We start from the raw sequence: 17,376 nt of genomic DNA, 5'->3' as shown, positions 1-17,376 counted from the left end.
GTTGGGTGATTGACTTGAGCAGCCACTCAATGCTATAAAAGCAAATCAAAATTCTATAAATCCCAATTAGCAAATTTCCGTACATTTGTAGCAGTGAAAAGAATCATCGCCATATCGCTCTCCATGCTCTTGCTGCTCAGCAACATGGGACTAGCTGTCTCCACGCACTACTGTGGAGGCAAGGTGGTGCAATCTCAGCTCGCGATAGGTCAGGCGCATTTGGACTGTGGCATGATGGAGACTCTACCTCCAGTCTGCACACAAACACAACTGAGCAAGACCATGAACTGCTGTGAAAACAGCTACCTGTCTTACGAGCTGCAAGATGACTTCAAGCTTGCACTATCTAGTTTCTCTATCAACCTAGATTTTGTCTATGTATTGGCATTCACTTTCATTGATTTTCATTTATCTGATGTAGACCAATTCGTAGCATACTCGGATTACTCTCCCCCACTACTGCATCAGGACATTCCCGTCTTGTTTCAGTCTTTTCTTATTTGATATTCCTCTGAGTTAATCCTATTAGGATTTTAATAATGCCCCGTGTTCTGTGTGTCACAGAACACCGTAGCAGTATTTTGGTTTGTGCGTCACAAACCATGGTTAAGATTTGCGAATCACAAATCAAGGTTACCACAGCGTAATTCATCTATTTCATAGCATTAAGAAAAGAACATGCTTAACAAAATCATCCGTTACTTTTTGGACAATCCATTGGTCACCAGCTTGCTGCTGGTCGCATTGGTGGGCTGGGGACTGGTTACAGCGCCCTTTGGTTGGGACACTGGTTTTCTGCCCAAAGATCCCGTGCCCGTGGATGCCATTCCAGACATTGGCGAAAACCAACAGATCGTATTCACGGAGTGGAAAGGTCGATCACCTCAGGATATCGAGGATCAAATCACCTACCCGCTCACTACTTCCTTGCTAGGAATCCCGGGCGTGAAATCCATCCGAAGCTCCTCCATCTTTGGTGTATCCAGCATCTACATTATCTTCAACGAAGACATAGAGTTTTACTGGTCTCGGTCGAGGATATTGGAGAAGCTCAATTCTTTGCAGGCTGGTCTTTTGCCAGAAGGTGTGCAACCCTCGCTCGGGCCTGATGCCACAGCGCTGGGTCAGGTATATTGGTACACGCTGGAGGGACGCGATCCAGAGGGCAATCCTACGGGTGGCTGGGATCTGCACGAACTGCGAACGGTGCAGGACTTCTATGTCAAGTATGGATTAAATGCCGTAGATGGTGTGTCTGAAGTCGCTTCTATTGGAGGATTTGTCCAAGAATACCAAGTGGATGTCAATCCCAATGCACTCCGAGCCTACAACATCACCCTCTCACAAGTCATGTCTGCGGTACGCCAATCCAACCGAGATGTCGGTGCTAAAACCATAGAAATCAACCAAGCCGAATACCTCGTCCGTGGCTTGGGGTATGTCAAGTCCGTCGAAGACATAGCGCTGGCAGTCGTGACAGTCAACGACAATGTCCCTATCCGCGTGCAGGATGTTGGTGTGGTGAGTTTAGGCCCAGCGACTCGTCGAGGCTTACTGGACAAAGACGGCGCAGAAGTCGTCGGTGGCGTGGTAGTCGCCCGCTATGGCTCCAATCCTCTCGCCGTGATCAACCAGGTCAAGGACAAAATCCAAGACATCTCTCCCGGCCTACCCAAAAAGACCCTCGCCAATGGTGTAGAGAGTCAGTTGACCATCGTGCCATTCTACGACAGGACACAGTTGATACAGGAGACTTTGGGTACGTTGGAGGAAGCTTTGTCGCTGGAAATCCTGATTACGATACTGGTGGTGATCGTGATGGTGTTAAACCTTCGGGCCTCTCTGTTGATCTCTAGTTTGTTGCCGATTGCAGTGCTGATGGTCTTCATCGCGATGCGTTACTTTGGCGTGGATGCCAACATTGTGGCTTTGTCTGGGATTGCGATTGCGATTGGAACCATGGTCGATCTAGGCATCGTCCTGTCCGAAAACGTGATCAATCACATCCAAGAAGCCCCCAAAACACAAGCTCTCAAAGAAACAATCTACAAAGCCTCTGCCGAGGTGAGTTCTGCCATCGTCACTGCTGTTGCGACGACCATCGTCAGTTTTATTCCCGTCTTCACGATGGAAGCTGCGGAGGGTAAGTTGTTTCGTCCTTTGGCTTTTACCAAGACCTTCGCACTGCTGGCTGCTCTGTTTGTTTCGCTGATCATTTTGCCCACGCTTGCGCGATGGTTTTTTGGGATGAAAATCAACAAAAAGGCAGTTGCCAAAGTGCTCAATGGAATCATGCTGGTTGGCGGACTAGTTGTAGCGCTATGGGTTTCGTTATGGGCTGGTATGACGCTGGTAGCATTTGCTGTGGCGTGGTTTGTCAATGAGTACAGCAGTTATCGCGCTTGGGCTATTCGAAATGCCTCGGTACTGATTGCATTGTTCTCGGTCACTTGGCTGCTGGCTAAATATTGGATGCCTCTTGGGGCAAGTGAAAGTACGGCTTTCAACTTCCTTTTTGTGACCCTGCTGTTGGTGATAATTTTGGGCGGTTTTGCTTTGTTAGAAAAATACTACTCTGTCATCCTCGACTGGTGTCTGGCACACAAAAAGACTTTTCTCGCGCTACCGATGCTTTTGATTTCCCTTGGACTTATGACTTGGATCGGTTTCTCAAGCATCTTTGGGTGGGTCGACCGTGGCTTAGATGCTGTGGGGGTCAATGTCCGTACCACCAAAGTTTGGTCTGTGATGAATCACACTTTTCCCGGAATCGGGAAAGAATTCATGCCTTCGCTGGACGAAGGGAGCTTTCTGCTGATGCCGACATCTATGCCTCATGCAGGAATGACCCAAAACAAAAGAGTGGTGCAGCAACTAGACATGCTGCTTGCCAACATCCCAGAAGTAGAACTGGCAGTAGGGAAAATGGGGAGAGCAGAAACGGCACTCGATCCCGCGCCAATCTCCATGTACGAAACTGTGATCAATTACCGATCAGAATACCGAGTCAGCGAATCGGGTCACCGAGAAAGATATCTCGTCGATGATCAGGGTGATTACCTGCTCACCGCGATCCAACAGCAGAGCAAAAATATCAGGCGATGGGTGCTGGCCAGAGACAAAACTTGGTTGGTGATGGATCAAGACACCATTCACTTGGATGACAGGATGCAAGCAGTCGAATCGGTGGATTTTCCTCTCAATTTTGATGTGATCACTTCGCACCTGATTCCTGATGCAGATGGAGACTATTTCCGCAATTGGCGGGCGCACATCCAATCACCCGATGATATCTGGCAAGAAATCATTGCTGTAGCAAAAATCCCTGGAGTGACCTCCGCACCCAAGTTGCAACCCATCGAGACGCGTTTGGTGATGTTGCAGACTGGCATGCGTGCACCCATGGGGATCAAGGTTTTCGGTCCTGATTTGAAAACCATCGAGGCGTTCGGTCTGCAATTGGAAGCCATCCTCAAAGAAGTGCCTTCGGTGAAATCCGAAGCGGTCTTTGCGGATCGGATCGTGGGCAAACCCTACATTCATCTCAACATCGACAGACAAGCCATTGCCAGGTACGGCCTCAGCGTAGAGGATGTACAACAGACGATAGAGACGGCGATTGGCGGGATGCAAATCAGTTCCACGGTGGAGGGACGTGAGCGATTCCCAATCCGGGTACGCTATCCTCGTGAACTCAGAGATGACCCGAGTGCCTTGGCAGAAATTTACGTTCCCACACCGACGGGCGTGCAAGTCCCCATGGGTGAACTCGTGGATATCGAGTACGTCCAAGGTCCGCAAATGATCAAAAGCGAAAACACTTTTCTGCTAGGTTATGTCCTGCTAGATAAGAAACAAGGCTATGCCGAAGTAGATGTGGTGGAGGAAGCACAGCGTTTCATCCAAAACAAAATAGATCGAAAGGAGCTGATCGTACCTGCAGGTGTGAGCTACAAGTTCTCTGGTAGCTATGAAAATCAGATTCGCGCAGAAAAGCGGCTCGCCATCATCGTTCCTTTAGTCTTAGCAATCATTTTCTTGATTCTCTATTTCCAATTCAAATCCATCTCGACTTCTCTGATGATTTTCACCGGGATTGCGATGGCGTTTAGTGGGGCATTTTTGATGCTGTGGTTGTATGGACAAACCTGGTTTTTGGATTTTTCCCTCATGGGAACCAACATGCGTGATCTGTTTCAGATTCATACCATCAACCTGAGTGTGGCTGTTTGGGTCGGGTTCATCGCCTTATTCGGAATCGCCACGGATGATGGCGTGCTGATCGGAACCTATCTCGACTACAGCATGACGCAACACAAACCATCCAGTATTTCAGCGATCAGAGTGGCTATAAGAGAAGCAGGTCACCGACGAATTAAACCCGCCATCATGACCTCTGCTACAACGATTATTGCCTTGTTGCCCGTATTGACGTCCACGGGGCGGGGCTCGGACATCATGATCCCGATGGCGATCCCTGCATTTGGTGGGATGCTGGTCGCGGCGATCACTTATTTTATTACACCCGTGCTATACAGCTGGAGAGAGGAAAGAAAACTAAAGCAGCATAAAATCAACAATCATGGAGAATTTTAAAACACTGAAACCTAACGTGATTTTATTCAGGAAGAACAGTGTAAACAATACACTACTTTGGCTCATAAGTGTAGATTTCCCCCTTTGGAGGGGGATAGGGGGAGGAGTTACCAAAAATCCATCTCCCAATAGAATTATAAAATTGAAAACAATGCTCAGGAAAATATTCCTCCTTACTACAAGTTTACTCTGGATAACGAATAGTCTGACAGCTCAATCTCTGGACGATTATCTACAAACTGCTGCGGAAAATAATCCGGGTTTGAAATCCAGCTATGTAGAGTTCGAGGCAGCGATGCAACGGGTTTCGCAAGCCCATGCTTTGCCAGATCCTACGCTATCCTTTGGTTATTTCATCAGTCCGATCGAGACACGGTTGGGGCCACAGCGCGCCAAGATTTCCTTGACGCAGATGTTCCCATGGTTTGGGACACTGCCCGCCAGAGAAGATGCCGCTGCGAAGATGGCAGAAGCGCGATACCAAACCTTTTTGGATGCTAAAAATGAGTTGTATTTCAAAGTCAAGCAAGCCTACTACCCTATCTATGAAGTCAAGCAGCAGATCCATTGGCAACAAAAGAATCTGGAAATTCTTGCTTCGTACAAGGCACTGTCTACGACTTCTTTTGCGAGCGGGAGGGGCAGTATGGTCGATGTGATCAGGACGGACATCATGATGGACGATACCGAGATGACGATTCAGCTATTGGAGGAAAAAGTTGCTCCATTGGAGATAGTTCTCAACCGTCTGCTCGACCGTGTAGACACTGCTGCGATCATCGTTTCGGATTCATTGGGCTTGATAGAGAGGACTTCTCCTGTTATTCGAGATAGCCTCTTGGTACAGAATCCTAAATTGCAAGCACTTACACTACAACAAGAAGCTGCCAAGGCCAACGAACGCATGGCAAAAAAAAGTGGTGCACCGCAGTTCGGGGTGGGGCTAGATTATGCCTTTGTGGGCAAGAGAGAAGACATGGACATCAGCCACAACGGGCGAGATGTGATCATGCCTATGATAACCATGACGCTCCCCATCTTCCGAGGCAAGTACAAAGCAGCTGTCCAAGAAGCGCAGCTCACACAAACAGCTTTGGCGCACTGGAGAATGGAAATGACCAATAGTCTCGTATCGAACTACGAAATGGCCGATTATGCTGTCAACCAAGCAGCACAGCTTTACCAACTCTATGACCAACAAATTATCAAAACGAGACAGGCAATAGACTTGCTCTACACAGCCTACAGCAATTCAGGAAAAGAGTTCGAAGAAGTCCTGCGCATGCAACAGCAGTTGCTCAAATACGAAATGGAAAAAGCCACGGCGATCAAAAACTACTACATCGCTCAGGCACAATTGGATTACCTCACCGCCAAATCAGAATAAGATGAAAAAGATAGATAAACAAACAATAATCATAGCCTTGGCTACTTTGCTAGTAGGCTTTGTGGTAGGAGGGTTGATATTTGGAGATGGCTCATCTGCACCCAAAGATGAGACCGAACACAGCGAGGTGGCACATAGCGAATGGACCTGCTCGATGCATCCACAGATTCGTCAGGCAGAACCAGGTCAGTGCCCCATCTGTGGCATGGACTTGATCCCAATAGATACGGATCAAGAGTTGAATGCCGATCCCCTGTCTATCCAAATGTCACCTACAGCGATGCAACTAGCGAGCTTGCAAACGGCCAAAGTGGTCTTGCAGCAACCTGTGAAACAACTGCGATTGACAGGAAAAGTGCAGCCAAACGAACAGCATGTCTCGTCCCAAGTGTCTCACATCACAGGTCGGATCGAAAAGCTGAAAGTCAACTTCACTGGAGAATACATCAAACGCGGACAAGTCATCGCTTACATTTATTCCCCAGAGCTATTGACCGCACAAAAAGAACTGTTTGAAGCGCAGAAAATCAAAGCTACCCAACCTACGTTGTTTCAAGCTGCCAGAGAGAAACTCAAAAACTGGAAGCTGACCGATAGGCAAATTGATGGTATTCTCGCTTCAGGAAAACCCGCAGACAATTTCCCCATCCTAGCGGATCAAAATGGTGTCGTGATAGCCAAAAAAGTCAACGTCGGGGATCACATCACTCAGGGTCAAGCACTCTACGAGATTGCGGATTTGTCCCAACTTTGGGTGCTCTTTGATGTCTATGAGCGCGACATGGCATGGGTCAAAACAGGTAACCAACTTTCGTTCACCATCCCATCCCTTCCCGGAGAAACATTCACTGGTGTGGTGAGTTTCATCGACCCTGTCATCGACTCCAAATCTCGGGTAGCCAAAGCGCGCGTGATTGTCAATAATAACACAGGCAGGCTCAAACCAGAGATGTTTGCGACGGGGATTTTGGAAAGCCCCATCGGACAAGGAGAAGTGTCTGTCGTACCCAAGTCTGCGGTGATGTGGACGGGTCAGCGGTCAATTGTCTACATCAAGCTGAGTCAAGGCAACTTCATGATGCGTGAAGTTGTCTTGGGAACATCGCTGGGAGATAGCTATGTCGTGTCCTCAGGATTGTCAGAGGGAGAGGAAATCGTGGTGTATGGCACATTCAGTGTGGATGCCGCGGCGCAACTGGCTGGTAAGCCCAGCATGATGAACAAAGCAGGAGGCACGACCATGACTGGTCATCAGCATGGAAACATGAACATGTCTCAGGAAAAAACAGCTAACAGTCCACAAGAAATCACGGTAGGTGCAGATGCCAAAGCTGCCTTGCGTCCTTTGTTAGCCGATTATATGCAGATGAAAAATGCCTTGACACAAGACAACTATTTAGGAGCAAAAACTGCAGGAGAACAATTCGCCAAAGACTTGTCTCAGATAGACAAAAAAACACTCAAAGGCAAAGCACAACAACCGTGGGTGGACTTGTCAGTCTCAATGACTAAGTCACTGGCACTGATAAATAGAGCTACCAACATCCAAGAAATAAGAGTTGCATTTATCTCATTGTCAGAGGACATGGTCAATGTGATAGAAATCTTTTCTCCAGTAGAGGAAGCCATCTTTGTACAAAAATGTCCCATGGCCAATCACAACAATGGCGCCTCTTGGCTCAGTCTGGAAGAAGAAATAATTAATCCCTACTTTGGGGCAGAGATGCCAAAATGTGGAGAGATTATCAAACGTTTTTAATCATTAATCAACTAATTTTAAATCTCTGTGAAAAACTAAAAACATGAATCATATCAATCCAATTAAGTCAATGGTACTTGTAGCAAGTATCGGACTCAGTCTAGCAGCTTGCGGTAATAGAAAAACTACAGACGAAACTCAGGCTCGTGAGGGACATTTCATGTCTGAGTTGACTGAGGTCACCGACTCTGTCACGGTGACCAAAATCAAAGCGCAGCAGATATTAGCGTCATACTTGCAGATCAAGGATGCTTTGGTAGAGACTGACACCACCGCCTCACAAGAAGCAGCAGCCAAGATGGTTTCTTTCTTGACAGAAGAAGATGATTTAAGCCTCAAAATCAAGGTAGATGCCAAATACATCGCAACAACCAATGACATAGCTGCACAGCGCAGCACTTTTTCCAACCTATCTGACAATGTCTATACCTTGGTCAAAAAGCATTTGGCGGACGAAAACACCATCTATCGTCAGTATTGCCCCATGGCACAAAACAACCAAGGTGCCTACTGGCTCAGTAGTGAAAAGGAAATTTTGAACCCTTACTTTGGGGGTCAAATGCTCCGATGTGGCTCTGTGAAAGAAGAGATTTAAACTGAAATATTTGGGATAATGTGTAAATCCCGAAATTGTCTAGGCCTAGCTTCTTTTTACCCGCTGTTCGATTTTACAAAAGTCGAACAGCAGGGTAATGAAAGTGGATTTATTGTAGTATTAACGGCATTACAAATGCCCAAAGATTAAGTCGCAATGCAATTGCGACCTAGCGGGTTTTTATTTGATAATAACCTCTATTGATCTGCTGTGTTACAGATACTTATCTATTTTCATGGAGAGCCTGTGTATGTGTGTTATTTTTATTAGCGGTGAGTCGAATAACCACTATCTACTCCATAGACTCTCACTATCTCATCATGTTTTCCGCTATTGAAAATCCCTTTAAACTCACCACTTTTCACTGACTTAATTCCCAACAAAAATTGTTTTTGCGCAGTTGCATAAAGTGCCCAACTTCTGTTAGTGTAGTCATTGTATTCACCATGCAAATTACAAGTCTCAGGGTTATAAACATTTGCTGTAAAATAAGCTTCTAAACTTGTCATATAAGGACGCCATACCCCATATTTTTTTCTTTCTACATACACTTTAGCTTGAATAGTTGTATGCAGACCATCATAGCTAGAATTTAATCTCCAAAACAACTTGTAATTACTGTCATCATGGTTTTTATAAGTTCCATTTGCATCTGCATAAATCTGGCAACTTGCCAAAGATCTTGCATTTTTATTTTGCATTACTTCAGGATTATGAACAATCACATTTGAGGATAGACGAACTCCAGAGCGGGTGTCTTCAGAAAGTTTGAAAGAGCCTGAACGTACTCGGTCAAGAGCTTCAAAATCTTTGTTCAATATCTCATAACCAAGACCAGAACTTTCAATGTGCATTATAGTTGACCCTATAATATATTCACCTTCTAGGTTCGTAAAGGGTAATGTTCGATCAGAAATAGGGTATTGACTGGGGTCATCTCCAACTAATTCCTGATTATCTAACCAAACTTCTCTACGTGCTTGAAGCTCGGATCTTAAGCTAGTAATCCCGTGATAATTCTCAAAAGTTTCAAACACTAAATAAGGATTAAACTCATTTTCATACATCAGATCATTTATTTCATCCTCCGTCAGATTTTCTCCCAGACCATTGATATAATTGATATAGTATCTATCTGACTCTGCCATCAAATTATTGCTGATTTGTTCGAATTGTTCGATGCTTTCAAAAACTAAAATGCCATTTTCATGACAAAGTTTAGGTTTTAGAGATTCAGGTAGCGAATATGATTCAGAAACCAGAGTGTTTGAAAGTTGATCATTTTCCGAACAGGAGAAAATCGTTAAAAGGATCACGAAATAAAGTGGGAGTTTAAAATAGGTAGTTGATTTCATTATTTTGATTTTAGTGATTAATTAAATTACATGACTATAAGTTTATTTATGCCAAGCCGTAATCTAATAAAAAACCCCACTAAGCGTAGTATTCACTACGCCTTATTATCATTGGGAGGTAGAAAGTAGCATTTCCCTCCTTTGGCGGACACGTGTAAATGCTTTTTTCGTCAAAAGTACTATCTTGTGATGCAGCAGTAGAAATGATATAATTGACCCTGCATACTTCATCCCAAACTCCTTTTTCATTGGCTAGAACTCCGGAACCATTCACTATCACTCCGGATTCTTTCACTATCACTCCGAAACCATTGACTAGGATCACGGATTCATTCACTATCGCTACGGATTCTTCCACTACTACACCCGAACCATTCACTACCGCTACGGATTCTATCACTATCACTCCTGATCTATCGACTGACACTCTGGATTCTTTCACTACCACACCCGGACCATCCACTACTACCACCGGATGATCTACCATGACTCCTGAAATGCTTCTTACTATTTGGACGGAAACAAAAAAGCCCTCTCTCGCGAGAAGGCTTGGGTCGGTCCGAAGACCTGATTCAGAATGAAAAAGTATTTTCTATTTCTCGTCAGTAGCGACCAAGACTTTTTCCAGGTCACGCCAATCGTAGATTTGGAAGGTCTTGTTGTCCGACATTGCTACGAAAAAACCCTTGGGGAAATCCTCGTTGAAGGCTACATGTGAGACCTCTGACCCGTCACTTTCGTGCGTGGATACTGGCAGGCTCTTGATGAACTGATGATCATGTGGGTTGCCATTGGAACCCTCTCTCGGGAAAACCCTGAAAGCATCTGCCTGCTGATCCGAGATCATGATGTAACCTGTCGTGTCAGAACTTTGGTAGATGGTGATACCTTCACGGTCTTCGGTGAAGCCATCGGTACCAAACACGGCCAATTCTTCATTGCCCATCGCTGGATCAACATAGTATTTTCTGATTCCAAACAACTCGTCAGAGTAGTAAACATAGCCCAACTGGTGATCTACGGCGATGGCTTCTATCTCTCCAGCTCCCCCGCTGAACTTGCCAAACTTGCGCACCAGTCGCCCCACCACTGTGCTGTCCTGCATCTCTAGCGCATACTGGTAGAGGTAGCCCTCAGCAGGTGAGTTTTCACCCTTGCGGCTCACGATCGCAAAGAGCGAATCGTCAGCGGCACGTTTGTAAAGTGCTACGCCCATCACGTCACGACTCGGGCTGTCCTCGAATACCGGAATGCCTCCTCCGTCAATGGCCTGCATATCTGGCAAGCTGAAAACACGGATGCTGTTCTTGCCACGCTCAGAGAATACTGCGACATCTACTGTCCTCGTACTGTCCAATCGGAAACCATAAGCGATATCTACATTGTTGGGACGGTCGATTCCTGTGATGCGTCGTGTGCTGTCTTCTTTTCCTTTGAGATCGAAAACGAAAACACCACCTTCTGCATTTTCACGCTTGTCCGTACCTAGAATCAAAGATTGACTCGGGTCTGTCGGATGAATCCAAATCGCAGGGTCGTCACTGTCAAAATTGACCGTGTCGGTCACGTACTTGGGTTGAATAGGAGTTACTTCTGTGCTTGTTGGTTGTTGGGGTTGGCTGCATGCAGCGAGCAAGCCCAACACGATATATTTGGTGTATTGATGCATAATTAATCTTTGATAAGGGTGAATGAAATAGATCCAGAGAAGAGTTCTTCACCTTCTTCGTAATTGTCCTCGTCGATGATGGATTTGAAGGTAATGATCATGTCATCATCATCTCCCAACTCATATTCTGCCTCCATGACAAAATCCAACTCCTCATCATCTTCGTTGAAGTGCGAGCCTTCTAGCTCAAGCTCCCCATCTTCTGCGTCATAATCCGCTTCGATTTCAATCACTAGATTCTCTGTATCGGTCTCGATCTCTCCATCTTCACATTCGGTAACTTCTTCCTCCTCGACCAACTCGACTTCTATTTTCATCTCCTCAAATTCGAACTCAAACTTGACCTCTCCAGTGATGTCTGCAAAAGTCAGCTCCATCAAGTCAGGCGATATTGGTCCGAAAACTTGTTGGAAGGAAGCGAAAGCTGCTTCATCTTCCAATTCTAACACCCACTCGCCTGCTACATCATTGTCTAGGATTCCATATTCGAAAGTGTTGGTGTAACTGAATGCTACATTGTCTGGAGTTTCTACTCCCGTGATCTCCAGTTTGAACTCCCCATCCGTGGCATCAATACCAGCTTCGTTCATCAATACTACGATTTCAAACTCTTCAGGTACAGTACCCAAATCAGCATCTACAGGGACGGTAATAGTCGTGGCAGTGAACTCAATCTCGCGTACAAACACACAGTCTTCATCCTCATATTCATACACAATCTCGTCTATGAAGGCTCCAGAGAAGTCTCCCTCGCCAGATAACTCGTATGTCAAAGTGATCGCATGAGCTGGCAAATCGCCCAAATAATCTGCGAATGAAATCGTTATGGTGTAATCTTCGGCATCCGGTAGATCGGCACCTTCTTCGTCGATTTCGAGACGAAGAGGGAAGTCAGTATCCTGAATTTTTACATCTGGTTCGTTGAGAGCACAGGCTGACAGCAAGGCCAACACCGCTACACTCAATATATTTTTAATCTTCATGATTTGATTCTTTTGTAATTAGAAATTGAATTTGACACCTACTCTAGACCACCAAGAGTAAAATTCTCTCTGCACCAATTGGTCTTCGTTTCCTCCCAAATATGCTTCGAAAGGTGCGTTGGTGATGTTGAGCATTTCGGCAAACACATTGAAGTGATCGCTGATTCTGTAGCTGGCAGTAGCATCGACTTGAAGACGTCCTTTGATCGAGCGGTCTTCGTCAGCATCCTCTCCCAGCTCCTCAATATAAGCTCCTGCATAGTTGCCCGAGATTCTGGCGGTGAAGCCTTTCAGGTTGTATGACAAGCTCAAGTTGGCCACATGCGTTGCCTGACCCGGCAGATTGATTTCTTCCTCTTCGTCTATGCCAGATCTGTCTTTGAGCGTAGCTGAGGAAGCCGTATAGGTATAGTTGGCATAGATGCCCAAGCCAGCCAAAGCTCCTGGCAGGAAGGTCAAATTCTGCTGATAAGAAAGTTCGACTCCTGCGATGTTGGCAGACTGTCCGTTGACATCTTGTATCAAATCCACATCAGTTCCGAAATCAATGCCTTCGTAAGAATTTGTTTCAAACCTGCGCTTGTAGATGAAGTTGTCGAGATTCTTGTAGAAAACACCTGCAGACAGCACGCCAACTGTTCCGAAATAGTGATCAACCATCAAGTCGAGGTTGACAGCAGATACGGGCTTGAGGTCTGGATTACCGATGGTACCTTCTCTATCACCTAGATTGATCTCTTGTGCTGGCACGATGGATTCAAAATTGGGTCTAGAGTAAGAAGTCGTAGCAGCCAACCTTAGATTGGTCAGACCATTGAGCGCATACCTGAAATTGATCTGTGGTAAGATAAAAGCATAATCCGTAGATCCTTCTTCATCCAAAATTTCGTCCAAATCTCCTTCGTCATCAAACAACACCGTGTGGTACTGGTAGTCAACATTGGTCTTCTCGAAACGCACACCGCCTACAATTTGCAGTTTGTTGAAAGTCACATCTGTCATCAAATAGGCTGCAAATACATCTTCTGTGGCTTTGTAGCTTTCTACATTTTCATCTACCAATTTGTCTTCAGCCTCTAGCTCAAAGCCAGCTCGGTTGGCATTGAAGAATCGAACGATCTTGTCCATATCTGGCGCTGCTGCTATCTCATACTCACCTCCTAGGAAGTTGTCGTCCACCAAACCACCATCAAATTTCTCTAGGGTGAAATCACCTTCTTGCCCTTCGAAGGAGACGTCTCCTCCAGCCCATCCATACTTGTTACTGGTCACTTTTAGACTCTTTGTTTTGGCTCTGTACTTACCTCCAAATTTGATCGCCCCTTGGTTGCCTGCTATTTCGTAGGGAACAGCGATGTTGATCTTACCTGTGATGTTTTCATCCTTGGCGAAAGTATTGCCCGCCTCTAGCTCATCATATTCATAGTTGCTGTTGTCGAGGTAGTCGAAATCCTCGCTGGTCATGAATCTAGGGAAGTCAGAATTTGAAAAGTCTGTAGACAATCCATCAGGCTCACCGATGAAGGTCACTTCGTAATCAAAAGGAGTGTCTTGTACTGCATCAGCATAGGACACTTCATAATTGACCGAAAAACCTGGCAATACGTGCTTGCCTCCGAGGTTGTAACTAGAGATATCTTGGCGTTCGAAACGATCTTTGGTCGCTCTTTCGATCTCGTTGCTCTCAAAAGGGGAATCATCCACATTCGGGCTGATTACATAGGCTCTTCTATGTTCACGATCAGAGAATGTATTGTAGATTCCTCTAAAATACACTTCGCTATTGTCGTTGAATCGGTAATCCAAAGTACCGCTGATTGCACTTCGCGTTCTTCTCAGTGCATAATCTCTCAGTTCGATTGCATCACCGTCTCTTTCCCAGTTGTCCGAGCCTCTGTCGGTGTAGAAGTGGCTACCATTGATTAGGATACCTAATTTTTCATCCGCACCAAATCTTTTTCCTAGGAGGAGTGACCCTTGCCCGTTGGGTTGACCCATTAGGTGGTTGTATCCACCGACTACAGTTCCTTGGATTTCCATGTCACTGCTTTTGGCTTTTCTGGTCACTAGGTTGACAGATCCACCGATGGCATCACCATCCATGTCAGGAGTCAAGGTTTTGGATACTTCTATAGACGAAAGCTGATCCGCGGGTATGGCATCCAGTGCCACAAAACGCACACCTGCTTCAGGAGAAGGGATTTGTTCGCCATTGACGCTGATGTTGGTAAACTGTGGAGCCAATCCTCTCACGATGACGTAGCGTCCCTCGCCTTGATCTCTCTGCAGTGTCACCCCTGGCATCCGCTGGATCGCTTCAGCGACGTTAGGGTCTGGGAATCTACTGATCTGATCAGCAGCGATGATGTTTTTGATGTTGCCAGCACTTTTTTGTTGATTCAGTGCTTTTTGCTGTCCTTGTAGAGACCCGAAAACGGTTACTTCCAGCAATTCTGAATTGAGTTCGCTGAGTTGGACTTCCACATTGGTACTAGTCGCTGCATCTATCGTCGTGGTAAAATCCTTGTACCCTAAGTACTTCACCAAAATAGATTTGCTACCTGGCAATAGCCTCAAGGTAAACTCACCATTGACATCCGAGATGGTACCTTGTGTAGTACCCTCGATGAGTACCGTTGCTCCGGGTAGTGGCTCTCCACTGACCCCTTCGGTAATCAGACCTCTCACCACTATCTCTTGGCTATAGGCACCGAAACCGATTAGACTTAAAAGTAAAATTGTAAGTGTTTTCTTCATTATTTCTTAGTTGAAGTCATCGAATTATTTGACTCGGCAAATAATGATTCCTAGTATGAATTGGGTGTTAAATGGGCAATCAACAAAATGGCATCAGATTCAAAATTCATGGCAACCAAACGTAAGCACCTCCACACAATTATTTTATTATCAGCTAGTTGCATGTTACGAGAGCGTTAACCCACACTCACGATATAGTTGTATAAATTTTCACCTTTTTCTAATCCGAGCTTTTTTCGGAGGCGATACCGAGCTATCCGCAAACTATCGCTGGAGATATTCATGATCGAGGCGATTTCGTGGGAGTGCAGATTGATATGAATCATGGCGCAAAGTCGCACTTCGGAATTGGTCAGGGTGGGGTGTTTTTCTCTCAGGCGATCAAAAAACTCCGTATGTATCTGCTGAAAAATATTTTCAAACTCTTCCCAGTCTTCGTCCATGTTGAAATTGAGATCAATAGATTTGGTGAGCTTTCGGATCTTTTGGTGGACATCTTCTTTTTCGCTTTTCTTGATCTTCTTCAGGTTGGTTCGGAGTGTTTCTAGGAATTCATTCTTCTGAATCAGGTGCAGTGCAGATCTACTCAAAGCGCTATTTTTCATTTCCAGATCCATTTGGAGCTGGGACTCCTGCAGGCGCTTATTTTCTAGTTCTGTTCTTAGTTTCTCTTCGTTGAGCTGTGCATTGATGAGTTCTGCTTTGCTCAGTTCGTTTTCGATTTGCAGCAGCTTTCGTTCTTTGCTGGTCTTGGCTACCTTTTGATAGGAACTATAGGCAATCAGGAGGAACAATATTGCTGCAGCTATAACCCCACCCAGGGCAATTTTTCTACTCAAAGATTTTTCATTTTCGAGCATTAGGATAGTTTGTTGTTTTTGTTCCAGATCAAAAATACTCTGTGCGTTGGCGATCTTTCGGGCGATTTCCTGACCAAAGATGACTTCATTCAATTGATAACTCTGATCGAGGTAGTAATAGGCACTATCCAATTGATTGGTTTCTCTGTGGATCAAAGAAATATCTCTGGCAGCTGACTGGATTTGATATTGATTCTGCTGTACGAGCGCCATGTCGTAGGCTTGGCGGGTCGCTTGCATCGCTTGATCATACTGCCCACGCTTGCGATAGGTGTCCCCGATGTTGTTCATATTGACAATTGCCTCGTCGAGATAGCCCAATGCGAAATTATAATCATAGGCCTTGACAAAATTTTTGTAGGCCTGATCGTACACCTCCAGGTCTTCGTAGATACTACCAATGTTGTCATAGATGGCTGCCAATTCTGCCGAATCCATGGATTGAATAAAGTAATCCAACGCTTCGTGCTGATAGTACAGAGCAGAATCGTATTGCTGAGTTTTCTCAAAGAGATGGCCTAGTTGTCCTTGAATCCGTGCCTCTCCTGTGTGGTTATGGAGCTCCACGAAAAGAACATAGGATTCTCGCAAATGAATCAGTGCCTGATTGTAGTTTTCGGATCTCAAATACACCTGACCTATTAGACTGGTAGCCTCTGCTAGGTGGTCTTTGTCACCTGACTGTTCGTAGACATGGATAGCACTATGCAAATGGTTGAGTGCCAAATCCAAATTGCCAATCTTGTAAAACAAGGCTCCTAACAAATGACTGCTACGGGCTATGCCAAATTTGTACCCTAACTCTTGGGAGAGAATCAGTCCACGACGTGCCAAGAAAAGGGTGCTGTCACGGCTCAGCTTGGGTTGTGATTCGATCTGATGGAGCAATTGGTCAACTGTCTCATTGTTTTGAGGTGAGCTGTCCTCGTGCGTCAACGAGCAAGCTGATAGCAAAAGAAGGAAAGCAAATAAAATCAAATGACGTGGCATAGCATTTAGTTCATCAAACCACCATTTTACCAAAAACAAAACAATGGCTAAAAAGCGCAAACCTATTCCTTTGATGTGTACTGGATGAAAAGCCAGTGTTATGGATTTGTTGTATTTCGGAACGGGTATAAATGTATGTTGTAGCCTTCCCTATAAAGTGCCATGCAATCAGGATGGAAACGTCGAATCAGCTGGTTATAACTACACCTCAAGATACTGTCCTTGATCAATACCGCATTTACACGTGTCCGCCAGAGGAGGAAAATGCTGCTTTCTGCTTCCTAATGATAAGAAAGTGAAGTTTGTAACTTCACCTAGTCACTGCCTTTGAGTACATTCTACGTCGAGTGGGATTCTATCTCCAAGAAGCCATGCATCCCAAATAATCGGACTATTCTAGACCTACGGAGTAAATAAAAGTAAGA

At 45.3% G+C, this 17,376-nt stretch carries 11 protein-coding genes; 5 read left to right on the top strand and 6 right to left on the bottom strand.

Annotated elements, in window-relative coordinates; all coding sequences use genetic code 11:
- Positions 1 to 93: 93 nt before the first annotated feature.
- From N6H18_RS07695 to N6H18_RS07675, 5 genes are all read left to right on the top strand, one after another.
- On the top strand, positions 94 to 504 hold the full coding sequence (locus N6H18_RS07695; RefSeq protein WP_262311256.1) for an HYC_CC_PP family protein: 411 nt from the start codon (positions 94 to 96) through the stop codon (positions 502 to 504).
- 174 nt (positions 505 to 678) lie between these two features.
- Positions 679 to 4,596, top strand: coding sequence for an efflux RND transporter permease subunit (locus N6H18_RS07690; RefSeq protein WP_262311255.1), 3,918 nt, complete (start codon positions 679 to 681; stop codon positions 4,594 to 4,596).
- Between the two features lie 151 nt (positions 4,597 to 4,747).
- Complete coding sequence (locus N6H18_RS07685; RefSeq protein ID WP_262311254.1) at positions 4,748 to 5,983, top strand: TolC family protein; 1,236 nt, start codon at positions 4,748 to 4,750, stop codon at positions 5,981 to 5,983.
- Position 5,984: 1 nt separating this feature from the next.
- Entirely contained in the window at positions 5,985 to 7,742 is a 1,758-nt protein-coding gene (locus N6H18_RS07680; RefSeq protein ID WP_262311253.1) for an efflux RND transporter periplasmic adaptor subunit, read from the top strand.
- Between the two features lie 43 nt (positions 7,743 to 7,785).
- Complete coding sequence (locus N6H18_RS07675; RefSeq protein WP_262311252.1) at positions 7,786 to 8,337, top strand: DUF3347 domain-containing protein; 552 nt, start codon at positions 7,786 to 7,788, stop codon at positions 8,335 to 8,337.
- 266 nt (positions 8,338 to 8,603) lie between these two features.
- Here the strand turns inward: N6H18_RS07675 and N6H18_RS07670 are convergent, their stop codons facing one another.
- From N6H18_RS07670 to N6H18_RS07645, 6 genes are all read right to left on the bottom strand, one after another.
- Complete coding sequence (locus N6H18_RS07670) at positions 8,604 to 9,692, bottom strand: hypothetical protein (RefSeq protein WP_262311251.1); 1,089 nt, start codon at positions 9,690 to 9,692, stop codon at positions 8,604 to 8,606.
- A gap of 79 nt (positions 9,693 to 9,771) precedes the next feature.
- Entirely contained in the window at positions 9,772 to 10,179 is a 408-nt protein-coding gene (locus N6H18_RS07665) for a hypothetical protein (protein ID WP_262311250.1), read from the bottom strand.
- Positions 10,180 to 10,284: 105 nt separating this feature from the next.
- Entirely contained in the window at positions 10,285 to 11,361 is a 1,077-nt protein-coding gene (locus N6H18_RS07660; protein WP_262311249.1) for a phytase, read from the bottom strand.
- Positions 11,362 to 11,363: 2 nt separating this feature from the next.
- Entirely contained in the window at positions 11,364 to 12,344 is a 981-nt protein-coding gene (locus N6H18_RS07655; RefSeq protein ID WP_262311248.1) for a hypothetical protein, read from the bottom strand.
- An 18-nt stretch (positions 12,345 to 12,362) separates the two neighbouring features.
- On the bottom strand, positions 12,363 to 15,101 hold the full coding sequence (locus N6H18_RS07650) for a TonB-dependent receptor (RefSeq protein ID WP_262311247.1): 2,739 nt from the start codon (positions 15,099 to 15,101) through the stop codon (positions 12,363 to 12,365).
- A 176-nt stretch (positions 15,102 to 15,277) separates the two neighbouring features.
- Positions 15,278 to 16,951, bottom strand: coding sequence for a tetratricopeptide repeat protein (locus N6H18_RS07645; protein ID WP_262311246.1), 1,674 nt, complete (start codon positions 16,949 to 16,951; stop codon positions 15,278 to 15,280).
- Between the last annotated feature and the right edge of the window lie 425 nt (positions 16,952 to 17,376).

Source organism: Reichenbachiella agarivorans, assembly GCF_025502585.1.
Lineage (GTDB): Bacteria > Bacteroidota > Bacteroidia > Cytophagales > Cyclobacteriaceae > Reichenbachiella > Reichenbachiella agarivorans.
Note: the sequence above shows the minus strand (reverse complement) of the source record. Positions and strands in the feature narration are given on the sequence as shown.